Source organism: Blochmannia endosymbiont of Camponotus nipponensis (assembly GCF_009827135.1).
Taxonomy (GTDB): domain Bacteria; phylum Pseudomonadota; class Gammaproteobacteria; order Enterobacterales; family Enterobacteriaceae; genus Blochmanniella.
The window spans coordinates 683,910-699,052 of the sequence record NZ_CP046534.1 but is presented as its reverse complement, the minus strand read 5'-3'; the positions used below and the strand labels follow the sequence as shown (position 1 = coordinate 699,052).

The 15,143-nt window shown below is 27.0% G+C and carries 10 protein-coding genes, 4 tRNA genes and 1 pseudogene; 9 read left to right on the top strand and 6 right to left on the bottom strand.

The annotated features are described in order from the left end of the window. Positions 1 to 156 precede the first annotated feature (156 nt). Entirely contained in the window at positions 157 to 1,080 is a 924-nt protein-coding gene (gene lpxL / locus GN161_RS02900) for an LpxL/LpxP family Kdo(2)-lipid IV(A) lauroyl/palmitoleoyl acyltransferase (protein WP_159715374.1), read from the top strand. Between the two features lie 376 nt (positions 1,081 to 1,456). Beyond that, positions 1,457 to 2,397: pseudogene (locus GN161_RS03305) on the top strand (L,D-transpeptidase family protein). 149 nt (positions 2,398 to 2,546) lie between these two features. Here GN161_RS03305 and GN161_RS02890 read toward each other — a convergent pair. The 3 genes from GN161_RS02890 to pgsA all read right to left on the bottom strand — a co-directional run bounded on the left by GN161_RS02890 (position 2,547) and on the right by pgsA (position 3,616). After that, positions 2,547 to 2,628 (bottom strand) — tRNA-Leu (locus GN161_RS02890). Positions 2,629 to 2,642: 14 nt separating this feature from the next. Further along, positions 2,643 to 2,713 (bottom strand) — tRNA-Cys (locus GN161_RS02885). 351 nt (positions 2,714 to 3,064) lie between these two features. Then, on the bottom strand, positions 3,065 to 3,616 hold the full coding sequence (gene pgsA, locus GN161_RS02880) for a CDP-diacylglycerol--glycerol-3-phosphate 3-phosphatidyltransferase (protein ID WP_159715372.1): 552 nt from the start codon (positions 3,614 to 3,616) through the stop codon (positions 3,065 to 3,067). A 423-nt stretch (positions 3,617 to 4,039) separates the two neighbouring features. Between pgsA and GN161_RS02875 the strand changes: the two genes are divergently transcribed. Then, positions 4,040 to 4,113: transfer RNA gene (locus tag GN161_RS02875), tRNA-Lys, on the top strand. Positions 4,114 to 4,420: 307 nt separating this feature from the next. Here GN161_RS02875 and GN161_RS02870 read toward each other — a convergent pair. After that, positions 4,421 to 4,504 (bottom strand) — tRNA-Ser (locus GN161_RS02870). 371 nt (positions 4,505 to 4,875) lie between these two features. On the opposite strand from GN161_RS02870, the gene GN161_RS02865 reads away from it, so the two are divergent. The 5 genes from GN161_RS02865 (at position 4,876) to GN161_RS02845 (ending at position 10,184) form a co-directional block, all read left to right on the top strand. Beyond that, a complete protein-coding gene (locus GN161_RS02865) occupies positions 4,876 to 5,205 on the top strand; it encodes a TusE/DsrC/DsvC family sulfur relay protein (protein ID WP_159715370.1) in 330 nt (109 codons plus the stop codon). 213 nt (positions 5,206 to 5,418) lie between these two features. Next, entirely contained in the window at positions 5,419 to 5,736 is a 318-nt protein-coding gene (hspQ, locus tag GN161_RS02860) for a heat shock protein HspQ (protein ID WP_159715576.1), read from the top strand. A gap of 795 nt (positions 5,737 to 6,531) precedes the next feature. Next, positions 6,532 to 7,050: a bifunctional 3-hydroxydecanoyl-ACP dehydratase/trans-2-decenoyl-ACP isomerase gene (fabA, locus tag GN161_RS02855; protein ID WP_159715368.1), complete on the top strand. Its 519-nt coding sequence runs from the start codon at positions 6,532 to 6,534 to the stop codon at positions 7,048 to 7,050. A 302-nt stretch (positions 7,051 to 7,352) separates the two neighbouring features. Beyond that, positions 7,353 to 8,762: an asparagine--tRNA ligase gene (asnS, locus tag GN161_RS02850; protein ID WP_159715366.1), complete on the top strand. Its 1,410-nt coding sequence runs from the start codon at positions 7,353 to 7,355 to the stop codon at positions 8,760 to 8,762. Positions 8,763 to 8,966: 204 nt separating this feature from the next. Then, on the top strand, positions 8,967 to 10,184 hold the full coding sequence (locus GN161_RS02845) for an amino acid aminotransferase (RefSeq protein WP_159715364.1): 1,218 nt from the start codon (positions 8,967 to 8,969) through the stop codon (positions 10,182 to 10,184). 271 nt (positions 10,185 to 10,455) lie between these two features. On the opposite strand, the gene GN161_RS02840 is transcribed toward GN161_RS02845, so the two are convergent. Both GN161_RS02840 and GN161_RS02835 read right to left on the bottom strand, forming a co-directional pair. Beyond that, entirely contained in the window at positions 10,456 to 11,097 is a 642-nt protein-coding gene (locus GN161_RS02840) for an MBL fold metallo-hydrolase (RefSeq protein WP_159715362.1), read from the bottom strand. A 309-nt stretch (positions 11,098 to 11,406) separates the two neighbouring features. Further along, on the bottom strand, positions 11,407 to 12,192 hold the full coding sequence (locus GN161_RS02835; protein WP_159715360.1) for an enoyl-ACP reductase FabI: 786 nt from the start codon (positions 12,190 to 12,192) through the stop codon (positions 11,407 to 11,409). A gap of 1,641 nt (positions 12,193 to 13,833) precedes the next feature. Between GN161_RS02835 and ribA the strand changes: the two genes are divergently transcribed. Further along, positions 13,834 to 14,433, top strand: a complete 600-nt coding sequence (gene ribA / locus GN161_RS02830) for a GTP cyclohydrolase II (protein WP_159715358.1) — start codon at positions 13,834 to 13,836, stop codon at positions 14,431 to 14,433. Positions 14,434 to 15,143 lie beyond the last annotated feature (710 nt).

Sequence of the window (15,143 nt, the reverse complement as noted above, 5' to 3'; positions counted from 1 at the left end):
TGTAAAATTATCTAAATAACTTAATATATGTTACACTTGAAAATGTGTGCAATTTAATAAAAATAGATCCCTTATAAAATCAGGGAAACGATGATGATTTTTGTAAATATACTATTACATATTTCTATATGTCATTGGATATGATGTTGATTGAACATGAAAAAACTTCCAATTTTTAATTATTCTTTCTTACATCCACGATTTTGGTTAATTTGGCTGGGTATAGGAGTATTATATGTTTTAGTATTACTTCCTTATCCTATCATATATTATCTTGGTACTAGAATTGGTCGTGTTACAAAATATTTTATGTTACGTCGTATGCGTATTATTCGGAGAAATTTAGAACTCTGCTTTCCTAACTTACCGATCCAAGAACAACAAGATTTATTTAATAAAAATTGTGAATCGATAGGTATGGGAATATTTGAAACTGGCATGGCCTGGTTTTGGTCAGAGCACAGAATTAAACGCTGGTTTAAAATCAATGGATTAAAAAATATAACTCAAGCACACAAAAAAAATAAAGGCGTATTGCTGATTGGAATGCATTTTTTAACTTTAGAGTTAGGAGCTCGAATTTTAGGAATGTTAAATCCAGGCATTGGCGTCTATCGTCCTAACAATAATCCATTATTGGATTGGTTACAAACCAAAGGACGCTTAAGATCTAACAAAAAAATGTTAGATCGTGCTAACACCAAAGGTATAATTAAAGCTTTAAAACAGGGTGAAATTGTTTGGTATGCACCAGATCATGATTATGGATATAAAAACAGCGTGTTTGTTCCCTTATTTGCAGTTTCAAATGCAGCAAGTACCATCGGAACCTATATACTTACAAAAATAGCTAAACCTGCCATTGTTCCTTTTGTGGCACGCAGATTACCTAACGTTCACGGATATGAATTGTTAATTCTACCTAATAAACAAGATGAAATACCTTTAGAAACAAATATCGATATGATCAAACACATTAATAAAATGATAGAACAAGTAATTTTATTAGCTCCTGATCAATACATGTGGTTACACCGTCGATTCAAGACCCGACCTCCTGGGGAATCTTCTTTATACTAATTAATAATAAATAACATCACTTATACATAAATCAATAAACACATAATACTATATGCATTCACAATATTTAATTCAATAAAGCACACAATTAATAAACAATACGTAACAGAAAAATTTCTGATACGTATTGTTAAATTAGATATTAATTATTAAATTTATTAAAAATATTATTATTCACCTTAGAAATCATTGCAAAATCAGCTAAAATAAATTTATTATATATTATTGAAATTTTCTTATAATTTTATGATATAATGGATGAATTAAATTGATTTATTATAAGTTCACTCAACACTCTAAAGTATTAAACAATAAGTTTATATAACACCTATCTTCATAGCATAAAATATAGATATTTGATCTAAAGTAAATAAATATGAATATAAAGGTATTTTTCTATCATTCGATATATATTATCATGGGTTTATATCATTCTTTTACTTCTGCAACTGTTTACTTACTGCCTGATCCCAATAACAGGTTAATAGGAGAAAATATAGAAATTTTTACGCCTAAAAATAACATACATTCTCTTGAATTTTTCTCTGAACACTTCCAAGTAGGAATAAGTAATATGTTGGAAGCCAATCCAAATGTTGACGTATATCTTCCAGATTCAGAAAAACGCCTAATAATTCCACATCAATTGATTTTACCAAATACACCTCGTTTAGGTGTTGTGATTAATAGCGCTGAAATGCGATTATACTATTACCCTGAAAACAACAATATTGTCATTGTATTACCGATAGCTATTGGAACAGTTAAACATGCAACACCATCTAACTGGATGACCTCAATTAAATATAAAAAAAAAATCCAATTTGGATTCCTACAAAAAATATGCGTAATGAATATATTAAACATGGAGAAATACTGCCCACAATTTTCCCAGCAGGTCCTAACAATCCCATGGGGTTATATGCGTTATATTTAGAAAAAAACTATGCAATTCATGGAACTAATAAAAATTTTGGAATAGGTCTTAGAATCACTCGTGGTTGTATCAGATTACGCCCTCAAGACATTGAATATCTTTTTCATATTGTTCCTGTCGGCACTAAAGTGCGATTTATCAACGAACCCGTAAAAAGCACTATTGAAGCAAATGGCATGCAATATATAGAAATTCATAATCCATTATCTTGCATTAATGAAGAAAATCCCTCAGAAGAATCAATAACAGCATATTTAAAAAAAAAAATACAATCTATATTAACAGATGATTCAAATATAGACTATAAAATAGTACATCAAGCAATAAAAGACCGTTCCGGTATACCGACAAACATTACACGCAGATTTTCCAAAAATTAAAAATAATTATCACAAAAAAACTGGTATATTTATATGTATCATTGTATGGTACAAATACATTAAAACACGACTAATGATTATTTTTTTAAATAAAAACCGTCTCTAATATTCCAAAATTTTTTCTACGTACTACATATTATTCTGAAAATTACCCGGGACGAGATTTGAACTCGTACGGATAAAACCGAGGGATTTTAAGTCCCTTGTGTCTGCCAATTCCACCACCCGGGCTATTCATCATCAAAAGGCGCGCCTCGGAATTGAACCGAGCTATACAGATTTGCAATCTGCCGCATAACCACTCTGCCAACGCGCCTGATGAAAAAAATTGGCTAGAAGCATATCATAAAAATTAATACAATCAAATCAATATATAATCACAATTTCATATATATCTATATAATAATACACATTATTCCTGAATAACTGAATAATGTGAAGATCTTTAATATAGTAAACAAACGATCTCCATAAAACCATTTTCTTTATTTTTAAAAAATAAATACACATCTCTTATATGAGAGATATTTAAAATCAGTACTATGCTACCTACTCAAAAAAGTATATACATAATCATATACGCTACAACATTAACAAATATTTATATTAATTAAATTACAGAAAATATTAAATTGTAACCTTTAAAAATATTTTATTTATATAGCAATCAATAACCGAACAAGTCATGCCGTGCAGCATATAAATAAAGACACATAGACCAAAATGTTAATAAAACAGCAACATATAACGAAATAATTCCTGTCATTACTATCCATTCATCAGGACTCCATAATAATGCAGTTAAAGCTAACATTTGCACAAATGTTTTAATCTTACTAATCCAAGATATTCTAATTTCATTACGACTCCCAATTTCAGCTACCCATTCACGTAAAGCTAATATAATCACTTCACGAATAATCATAACAGAGGATGGTAACGTAATCCACCATACATGAAAATGTTCAGCTATTAAAATAAGTGCTGCAACTATCATAACTTTATCTGCTACTGGATCTAAAAATTTACCGAAGCTAGTAGTTTGTTGCCAACGACGAGCCAAAAAACCATCAAACCAATCTGTAACAGCCGCAATAAAAAATATAACAGTACATACCATTGACGCCCAACTCATAGGCAAGTAAAATACCACTGTAAAAAATGGCACTACCACAACACGAAATAAAGTAAAATACGTTGGTATATTAATAAAATTCATAGCATATAAAAACAGACAATTTAACACAATTGTAATATTACAACTAAAAAACTACATATTAAGAATGTGCACTCACACATGAATATTCTTATAAAATATATAAGATATATCAATATATTTTCAATAATTAAGACCAACTATACCACTATATATCCTACACCAGAAGATATTTATAACAAATCTCGTTGTTAATTATTTTTATCATTAGGCTGAAGAAACAATAAAATAAAATTAGAATTACAATAATTAATATAATAAACACAAATATTTATAATCTATATATAGCACACATATTTTTGTTAAATTATCTTTAGATAATTTAACAAAAATATGATATATAACAGTCATTATTATTTCAATGCAATAAACACTGCAAAATGTAGTATTAGTAATAATATGACAATATGTTCCAAAATATAATTTGGGTCGTTAGCTCAAAATGGCAGAGCAGTTGACTCTTAATCAATTGGTTGTAGGTTCAAATCCTACACGACCCAATAAATTTATGAGATAAATAATTATTTTCATGCTCAACAAACTAATAAAATCTTTTAAATTTTTCAATATTAATATATGTTTATCACATCACTAAAGAATTAAAATATAAAATTTCGGGATATCTCTCTTCATATATAATCTTCATATATGATAAAAATAACAAACTATGTTAATTGACAGTAAATAAAAATTTAGAAAATAATACATTTTTATCACAGCTCTAAAACTAACAAAAATATTAGTTATTTTGTACTTAATTAAAGTACACAAAAATACTCATTAGACCTAATGAGTAACAAAAATTTTCGGAGGAGTAGAGATTCGAACTCTAGAACGTTTTTCATTACCGATTTTCAAGACCGGCGCCTTAAACCACTCGGCCACTCCTCCAAAATATTTTAAATAATAAAATCAATGCTACTATTTTAACGCATATCACGCATATACGTTTACATGATCACAACTAATATTACAAATTATAAATTTTCATACTTAAATTAATATCAAATTTTGAATTAGATAATTCTTATAACTGATAAAAACTATATTTTTAAGTTTATTATTAGATTATATATATAACTATATATATAGTATATAATATATAGTAAAATTTAAGAAAATTTATTATTGTAAAAATACATATGCTCGTAAATTACGATATATTGCAATTATATTTAAATCCAAAAATTATTTTTTATTTTCTGTATATTATGGTGCAATAATAATGATAATTGCTACACCGTACTCAAAAGGAACAATTTATGCAAAAAAACCAAATAAACGCTAATACGGATGCACAAGGATATCTTATGCACATTGAAGATTGGAATGAAAAAATTGCAATAAAAATCGCTAAACTAGACGGTATTGTACTTAATGCAATACATTGGGAAATTATATATTTCGTGCGAAAATTCTATGAAGAATTTAATACGCTACCAAAAATCAGACTATTAATTAGCGCTATAGCACTTAAATACGGCAAAGAAAAAGGAAATAGCCAGTATCTTGCTCAATTATTTCCAAAAGGATCTGCGGCTCAAAAAATTGCAAAGATTTCAGGTCTACCTAAACCCATTAAATGTTTATAATACAACAAATAACGATTTTAAAAATTAAGCTAAATTACTTAATTAAACGTTGTTAAAATTTATACTAATACCTGTTAAATTTACTCAACATTAAAGCATGATAATTTTTATTTACATCAGATCTACTTAATAATAATTTACCCTTGATTTTATCATCTTATCCCATATCTACTTCATTATGTCTAATAAATAATATAATTTTAAGGAGTGTTCATGATAGCTAGTAAATTTGGTATAGGACAACAAGTTCGACATAAACTATTAGGATACTTAGGGGTGATAATAGATATAGACCCCGAATATTCTCTTGAAAAACCCACGTTAGATGAAGTTACAAAAAATGACACCCTACGAAAATCACCATGGTATCATGTTGTAATGGAAGACGAAGAAGGAAAACCCATACACACTTACTTAGCAGAAGTACAATTAGGATATGAAAATGTTCTCACACATCTAGAGAAAACAACTTTAGATGAGCTTTCTGAATCCATTCGTTTACAACTGAAAACACCACGATTAAGGAATTAACATTTACATCACATAACTTGTATAAAAACACATTACTACACGGCGATACCATCCTATTTTTAATAATTATATTCATAACATAAATATAATAAAATGAGATAACAATTTTTAAAATCATTAGATATACCTGTTAATGCGCATTAAACTTAAATAACAATTATAATAAACAATTAAATCTAACAGCATATATAGTCAAGTAATCTTTCATCTGTATTGTACAAATGATATCATTATCCTAAATATACCAATTACTTTTTCAAAATTTGAACTGCCATTATTATAAATATATATGATATATATCAAAATTATAAATAATTATCATTATAATTAACATTGTTTTTATTATGATCTATATTCATAGATTAACCTGATACAAATTAATTTTTATAGAATACTATATATGCACACACAATTATATTAATGATATTCAATAAAAATGTTTCATGTAACATACATATTTATATAATTGATGACATTATTGACAGTTATGTTTTACACATAAAATACTTACGATTATAAGTCATATATATCATATATAATTGTTTCATTAAAATAAATTGCTATATATTTAATAAATAATAATGTTTTCAGACTATAACAAATATAATAAAATGAAACATTAAATTTTGTATATTATCCTAAATCTCATTAAAACATAATGATCGAAACTTTTATTAAAACAAAATTTTTTCATCAATGCTGCATCACACATATATGGAGTATGATCACATGCAATAAATGTCACATTTAATTATTATTAATATAAGTAAGTATATTCATAGGATGAGATGTACTATGTTTAATAGACGTGAATATTATACAAAAGAAGATCTATTAGCTTCGAGTAGAGGTGAATTGTTTGGAAAAAATGGACCTACACTTCCAGCCCCTAATATGCTTATGATGGATCGTGTGATAAAAATGACTAAAAATGGAGGTAATTATAATAAAGGGTTTATAGAAGCAGAATTAGATATCCAATCAGATATGTGGTTTTTTAATTGCCATTTTATTAAAGACCCAGTCATGCCCGGATGTTTAGGGTTAGATGCTATGTGGCAACTAGTAGGTTTTTATCTTGGTTGGATCGGAGGAGAAGGTAAAGGACGAGCTTTGGGAGTAAAAGAAGTAAAATTTACTGGACAAGTTCTACCTACATCTAAAAAAGTTACTTATTTTATTCACTTCCGAAGAATTATTAACAGAAAAATTACTATGGGTATGGCTGACGGAGAAGTATTATGTGATGGAAAAATAATTTATACTGCTATTGATTTAAAAGTTGGGTTATTTAACAAAACTACAATATTTTGAAATATGTACATAAAATATAAGATATTTTGAATTTTAATGCATCATAGTAACCAATGTAATCAAAAAATTACATTTATTTCATATAAAAACATAATTATTATTTATCATTTATGAAGTGCTGCATTAAGTTATGATGATTATTTCTATACTTGGATCAGAAATATAATTTAAAGAAATAAAAAATGCAGCTATTCATTATATATTACAATTATTTCGAATACAATTTTTGGTACATGATCATTAAATTTGTAATGTGCCTGAAACATAAAAATACTGTTAGTTTAAAAATTTGGAGATATAGTATGAATTTAGTATCAATAGCAGATATATTATGTGGATGTATATCAAAAAATACTGAAATTACCATACAAGGTTGGATTCGTACTCGACGAGATTCTAAGGCTAAAATTTCTTTCCTTGATTTATACGATGGATCTTGTACAGCCCCATTACAAATAATTGCATGTGACAATTTATATAATTATAAAAATGAAATATTACGTCTAACTAGTGGCTGTTCAATAATAGTTGTAGGAACAATAACTAAATCCATTGGTATTAAACAAAACGTTGAAGTAATTGCAAAAAAAATTAAAATATTAGGATGGATAGAAAATCCTAGTACCTACCCGATCACTGCTAAAAAACATACTATGGAATACTTACGTGAGGTTTCTCATTTACGTCCACGTACTAATATAATTGGTGCTGTTACTCGCATCAGGCATACTTTAGCGCAAGCTATTCATAACTTTATGCACAAAAAAGGATTTCTATGGATTCCTACTCCTATAATTACCGCATATGATACTGAAGGAAGCAGCAAAATGTTCTCCGTGTCTACCTCAGAAAATCAACATGTTCTACATAATCCAAAAAAATTAAACCATACTGATGATAACACCTGTAATTTTTTTGGTAAAAAGGCTTTTTTAACAGTATCGGGGCAATTAAATGCAGAAGCTTATGCTTGTGCGTTAACAAAAGTATATACTTTTGGTCCAACTTTTAGAGCAGAATATTCTAATACCAATCGACATTTGGCTGAATTTTGGATGATAGAGCCAGAAGCTGCATTTATGAATTTAGATAATATTATTGTTTTAGCCGAATTCTTATTAAAAGATATCATCAGAACACTCCTCAACGTTCGTTCTGATGATATGCAATACTTAGTCAAAAAAATTGACACAAATATTATTACCCGTTTAGAATATTGCACTAATATTAAATTTAATCATATAGAATATACCGAAGCGATAAAATTATTAAAAACATGCAATAGACGATTTAATAACCCAATACACTGGGGAAAAAATTTGTTCTCTGAACATGAAAAATATTTATCGGAAGAATATTTTAAATCTCCCGTAATAATAAAAAACTACCCAAAAAACATCAAAGCTTTTTATATGCGTTTAAATGATGATAATAAAACTGTAGCATCTATGGATATTTTATTACCTGGAATCGGGGAAATAATTGGAGGTTCACAACGAGAAGAAAGATTATATAAATTAGATCAGAGATTACAAGAAAATAATCTAACACAAGAAAATTATTGGTGGTATCGTGATTTGAGGCGCTACGGAACAGTGCCTCATTCAGGATTTGGACTAGGTTTTGAACGACTCATGATATATGTTACAGGAATAAAAAATATTAGAGATGTCATTCCTTTTCCCAGAACATCAAAAAATATTAACTTTTAACAATATCTATATATAAACTTACATAAAATAAAAATAAATATAATTGTAGTATTTAAAAATAATCTGTTATATCTATATCAAACTATAATATCCATTATTATTTTATATTTAAATTAAAAATTTTAATATAAATAGTTGGCAAACAATAATAGTTTTGATATAAATATAGAATTATGCATATTATAATAAATACGGATGTATGTTATGTTTGAGTCTATTAGAATGGCGCCTGCTGATCCAATTCTTGGTTTATCAGAAATTTACGATACTGATAAACGAAAAAATAAAATTAATCTCGGAATAGGTGTATACATTGATGAAATGAAAAACACTCCTGTTTTATCTAGTGTTAAACAAGCCGAAGAATGGCTGTTAAAACATGAAACCAATAAAAATTATCTTAGCATAGAGGGCATACATGATTTTAATACCGCTACTCAGAATTTGTTATTTGGACCAAATGATGATTCTATTATTTCAAGAAAACGCACACGAACAGTTCAAACTCCCGGAGGCACTGGTGCATTACGTATTGCAGCTGAATTTATAGTAAAGAACACTAAATCTAAACGTATATGGATTAGCTCTCCTAGTTGGGTAAATCACAGAAACATTTTCCTTGCCGCAGGATTAGAGGTATATACTTACCCTTATTACGATAACAATATTCATTCATTAAATTTTGATAAGTTATACTCAAGTTTAAAAAATATTAAACCTAATGATGTTGTATTATTTCATTGTTGTTGCCATAATCCTACAGGCATTGATCCTAATACCGAACAATGGAACGTCTTATCCGAGTTATCTGCAAAAAACCAGTGGTTACCTTTGTTTGATTTAGCTTATCAAGGATTTTCTAAAGGATTAAGAGAAGATCTTGAAGGGCTATATATTTTCTGTAAAAAAAATGAAGAATTGATAATTTGCAATTCTTATTCTAAAAACTTTGGGTTATACAACGAACGAGTAGGAGCATGTACCATAATAACTAATAGCAATGATGATGCAGAACGTGTATTAAGTCAATTGCGAGTTGTTATTCGTGGTAATTACTCTAACCCACCGGCACATGGAGCATCCATTGTATCTTTAATATTGCACAATAGTACTCTGCGATCTATATGGAAAAAAGAACTAAAAAACATGCGGGAACATATTAATCACATGAGAAACTTACTGTTGAATACTTTACAAGATAATAGCAAAAACAAAAATTTTGATTTTATTAAGCACCAGTGTGGTATGTTTTCTTTCATGGGATTTAACGAAAATCAAGTAATTAAATTGAGGGATCAATTTGGTATTTATTTAGTAGGCGCAGGTAGAATTAATTTGGCTGGTTTATCAGATGATAACATCATATATGTAAGTAGAGCTATAATAAAAACTTTACAAGACACACAATCATCATACTATTAGGATCAGATACTTAACATTATACATAATATAACTAAAAGCTATAATTGTGGCTATTCGTAACACAAATAGGTGATTTACTTAATATTCTAATATATTTGAATAATTTTAATTAAAATGTAAAACGTAAAATATGAAGTTGCGTTCATATGTTTTAAGTTCAAATAATTTTGTTTCAAAACATAATAAAAAAGTTCATTTTTCTCAAATTAAAATAATCATATCAACTAAATTCTTTCTTATTTATCTTATGAACTTACTCTAATCACAATAATTATACTATGAAAACATTATTCGCCCGTTCATGCCCAATTGTAGACATTTTACCATGCCCTGGTAAAAATTGAACGTCATCTCCCAATGGTAATAACTTAGTTTTAATAGAATGAAGCAATGTTGTAATATTCCCTCCTGGTAAATCTGTGCGACCAATACTACCTTTAAATAACACATCTCCCATCACTACGAATTTACTCATTTTATTCCAGTATACTACATGGCCTGGAGAATGTCCTGGACAATGTAGTGTATTAAAAACTTCACAACCTACACGTACTACATCTCCATCTTCTAACCAAACATCTGGAACAATTGCAGTAACATCGCTGCTAGGAATCTCTACATTCAATATACTACATTGAACAAATAAATTATCTAATAATGATCGATCAGCTTTATTCGGTCCTATTATTGGAATACTATAATATTGCTGCAATTCCATTGCACCACCAACATGATCAATGTGACCATGAGTTAATAAAATTTTATTTACATGTACTTCTAATTTATCAATTTCCAACCGTAATTTGTCACTTTCTCCCCCAGGATCTACCAAAACAGCCTCATGTGTTATTTCACACCAAATTATTGAACAATTTTGATGAAAATGTGTAACCGGTACGATATGATATTGCATGTTTATCCTATTTTTATATATCATATATAATACTAAAATTTTTTAGCATTTCTAATTTTGATTCTCAAAACATAAATTCTTTTTATCTCCATCATATTTTAAATATGAACAACATTATAAAAAAATTAAATATTTGTTTCATATTAACAACCATTATAAATAAATTATCTACCACCATTATCTAAAGAATATTAACAAAAAAGTACAATATCACAAATAATACACATCTCTGTATAATTTTTATAAAAATGAAGCAAATATACAAACAACATAATACTACAATCCACCATTAATTAATTATATTAGTAATCATTCTACATCATTTATATTAGCCACTATGTTGAATCCGCCATCAACATAAATCACTTCACCAGTAATACCAGATGATAGGTCAGAACATAAAAATACAGCAACGTTCCCTATTTCTTTAATAGAAATATTACGACGCATTGGTGATTGCTTTTGGTAATGCAGTAACATTTTTTTAAAATTCTTAATACCAGACGATGCTAAGGTACGAACAGGTCCACAAGATATTGCATTAACACGAATTCCTTCCGGTCCCATAGCACTAGCCATATAACGAGTATTAGCTTCCAATGAAGCTTTAGCTAATCCCATAACATTATAATAAGGTATAGCCCGTATAGCACCTAAATAAGTTAATGTAACTAAAGATGCACCATTGTTTAACATACTTCTACATGCTTTAGTTATTCTCACAAAACTATAAGAACTAACAACATGAGATAACACAAATCCCTCGCGAGTGACAGTATCTACATAATCACCTATTAACTGATCAGTAGGAGCAAACGCTATTGCATGAACAAAGCCATCAAAAGTCAACCACCTTTTTTTTAATTCAACAAACAATTTATCTATGCAAGAATCTTCAGACACATCACATGGCAACACAATGTCAGAGCCGAAATTTTTAGATAAAGTTTGCACCCTTAATTTTAGTTTTTCGGTATGATAAGTAAAGGCTAATTCAGAGCCTTCTCTATGTAAAGCTTGAGCAACACCATAAGCTATAGACCGATTGTTAATCATGCCGGTGATTAAAATCCGCTTATTACTAAGCAAAACCATACCCATATCTCCTAAATTTAACTTGTATTGTTATAGTTATATAATGAATACATTTAATATATCAATGATTCAAAAAATAGATCATGATAATACTGTTATTTTTCATAAAATTTCCCTTCACCGAATATGAAAACGCTCATATATTCTTAATTATATAGGGTAACATTATAAAATATTTTCATAAACTTATTGATATTACACCATTATTTTCAATAACATCTATAATATTGTAATTCTATTATTTATTTTAATTTATGATTTTCGTCATATCACACCAATAACATTAAACATAAAACACTTGTTAGCTATACTTTAAAATATTATATATGTTATTTTATTCTAATTAATAAGCATAATCTATAAAAATAGATATCAAAAACTTATGTTTAGAAATAAATTGCATCAAATTACTATGATAAATAATATTAAAAGTATAAAAAATACTCCCATTTTTTATCAATATATTTAACTAACATTTAGTTAAATATATTGATATAGTCGTAAATTAATTTAATATATCTATTATTATTTAGTAATATTAATCAACATAAACAAATTTATGTCTACATGTCCCTTTATGCATATACAGTCATAATAATATATATATAATATTGATAACAATTCTAATCATCATTATTTACTGTTAATTTAAAACCATTCTATATAATCAAGATATAGACAAACATATTCTTCTATTTATTTCTGTGTAAAACTAATAATAAATTAACCAAAATTAAATATCCTTTTACAGCTACTGTTATCAATTATTATTATATTATTTTGATTATAAAAATACACGTTTTATATCTCACACAATTATTTTTGATTCATTTTATATAAAAAAATTCATAGTTTTATTTGTATATACTCATGCATTTCTATATAATTTTTGTGCTTATAATAAAAATAAGGAAATATAAAAAATCAAAATTTATAAAATTTGAATCACACTACTTGCATACATCAATAATTATATTTGTTAGAAATAACATAAAATTTCAATTACATAGATATTCAAAATATACAATTTACAATTTTTTAATGATTCATACAAATCAAGAAACATAGAACTACTGTACAATTATATACTAATATCGCTATTTATTGTCATTACTATATTTATTTTATATAAAAAAATTAAATATTCAGTATGATATTTTATCACTCATATATTATTTACTAACATTTATCATCAAACTATAATTATTCGGGCGAAATATCTGTTTTAATCTATAATCATTAGACATATCTGAAAAGTAACATATGTTGCTTATATATATTAAAATTTTAATTAGATCAATAATCTATGATAGATATTCATAAATATTTTTAAGTATATTATACTGTTATAGGTTTTAATTATCTAATGAATATTACTTTTCAGATACAATTTTTTGAAAAATATCACTATAAAAATAAAAATTGATCATACTAATTTTTAGTAATTATGCATATCGCAAAACCATGTCATATACACTGAGTACTTAATAATTAATTAAAACATTATTACATCAAAAATAATTATAATATGAATATCATTATATATAACATATTGTATACTTCAATGTGATTATTGAAAAACTATCAATGCTTTAATATAGAAATAGACATTCTTGATTATATCTTTGGAGAGGTGATAACATGCGACTTAGGCGTGTGACAGAAGCAAGACTACCAACACTTTGGGGGAACTTTTTAATAGTAGGTTTTGAGGAAAATTTTACCGGACATCATCATGTTGCGTTAATATACGGAAATATAACCGGATCAGATCCAGTGTTAACACGAATACATTCTGAATGCTTAACGGGTGACGCTTTATTTAGTTCACGCTGTGATTGCGGCTTTCAACTAAAAACAGCATTGCATTGCATTACAGAAGAAAAACGTGGTATTTTAATCTATCATAGACAAGAAGGACGTAATATAGGATTATTAAATAAAATCCGTGCTTATGCATTACAAGATCATGGAGCTGATACAGTAGAAGCAAACCAATGTTTAGGTTTTGCTCCTGATGAAAGAGATTTCACTATTTGTGCAGATATTTTAAAATTATTGTATGTAAAAAAAATACGTATTTTAACCAATAACCCCAAAAAAGTAGAAATTTTAAATAAATCGTGTATTAACATTACAGAACGAGTTCCATTAATAGTAGGAAGAAATCCAGAAAATTCTAGATATTTAGATACCAAAGCATCTAAATTAGGACATTTATTTTATAACTATCATAAATAAAAAATCGTATAATAAAAAATATATTATGTGGGCTTCCCAAAGAAATTAAAAATGTCTACCATACAAAAAAATATTTTTTAGCAACTACTATATATATTAAAAAAAATAACAACAGGCTTGTTGTCTATATAAAACATATATAATACACATATGTAAATATATGGCTAATCATTATCACCATTACATTGTAATATAGAAGAGTTTATGAGCTTAATCTCACGTATTAAGAATACATTAATTGACAAAATTAACATGAATGTATTATTATTTATCCTGTTTCTACAATTCATCACATAAATCATATTATTTTGAGCCATATGTAATCATATGATATTTGCTGAATGATCACCCTCATTTTTTATAAAAAATATCTTTTATCTTCCCTATATCTATCTACTTCATGCTAAATTATTTCCTTTTAATTTCATCGACTTAATTAAAAACACATTCAAATTAATAAATTTTTAATAAAATTATTGATTATCTACAAATAACAATTCATTGAACTGTAATCGGTATAACTTTCTATATTTGCTCCGTATACAATAATTATTCATAACGTTATCATTGTATATAATGTGTTCTAATTGTTCTTATAGATTTAAAAATAAATCTGAATTATTAATTAAATACATTAAAAACCAACTTCATGGATTTATAATATTACGTAAAAATTGCTGATATGTACTAATATTACATTTAATTCTAAA

Coding starts and splice junctions, on each gene's coding strand:
- GN161_RS02845 (WP_159715364.1), top strand. CDS start 8,967: ATGTTTGAGTCTATTAGAATGGCGCCTGCTGATCCAATTCTTGGTTTA.
- lpxL (WP_159715374.1), top strand. CDS start 157: ATGAAAAAACTTCCAATTTTTAATTATTCTTTCTTACATCCACGATTT.
- GN161_RS02835 (WP_159715360.1), bottom strand. CDS start 12,192: ATGGTTTTGCTTAGTAATAAGCGGATTTTAATCACCGGCATGATTAAC.
- GN161_RS02840 (WP_159715362.1), bottom strand. CDS start 11,097: ATGCAATATCATATCGTACCGGTTACACATTTTCATCAAAATTGTTCA.
- GN161_RS02865 (WP_159715370.1), top strand. CDS start 4,876: ATGCAAAAAAACCAAATAAACGCTAATACGGATGCACAAGGATATCTT.
- asnS (WP_159715366.1), top strand. CDS start 7,353: ATGAATTTAGTATCAATAGCAGATATATTATGTGGATGTATATCAAAA.
- pgsA (WP_159715372.1), bottom strand. CDS start 3,616: ATGAATTTTATTAATATACCAACGTATTTTACTTTATTTCGTGTTGTG.
- ribA (WP_159715358.1), top strand. CDS start 13,834: ATGCGACTTAGGCGTGTGACAGAAGCAAGACTACCAACACTTTGGGGG.
- hspQ (WP_159715576.1), top strand. CDS start 5,419: ATGATAGCTAGTAAATTTGGTATAGGACAACAAGTTCGACATAAACTA.
- fabA (WP_159715368.1), top strand. CDS start 6,532: ATGTTTAATAGACGTGAATATTATACAAAAGAAGATCTATTAGCTTCG.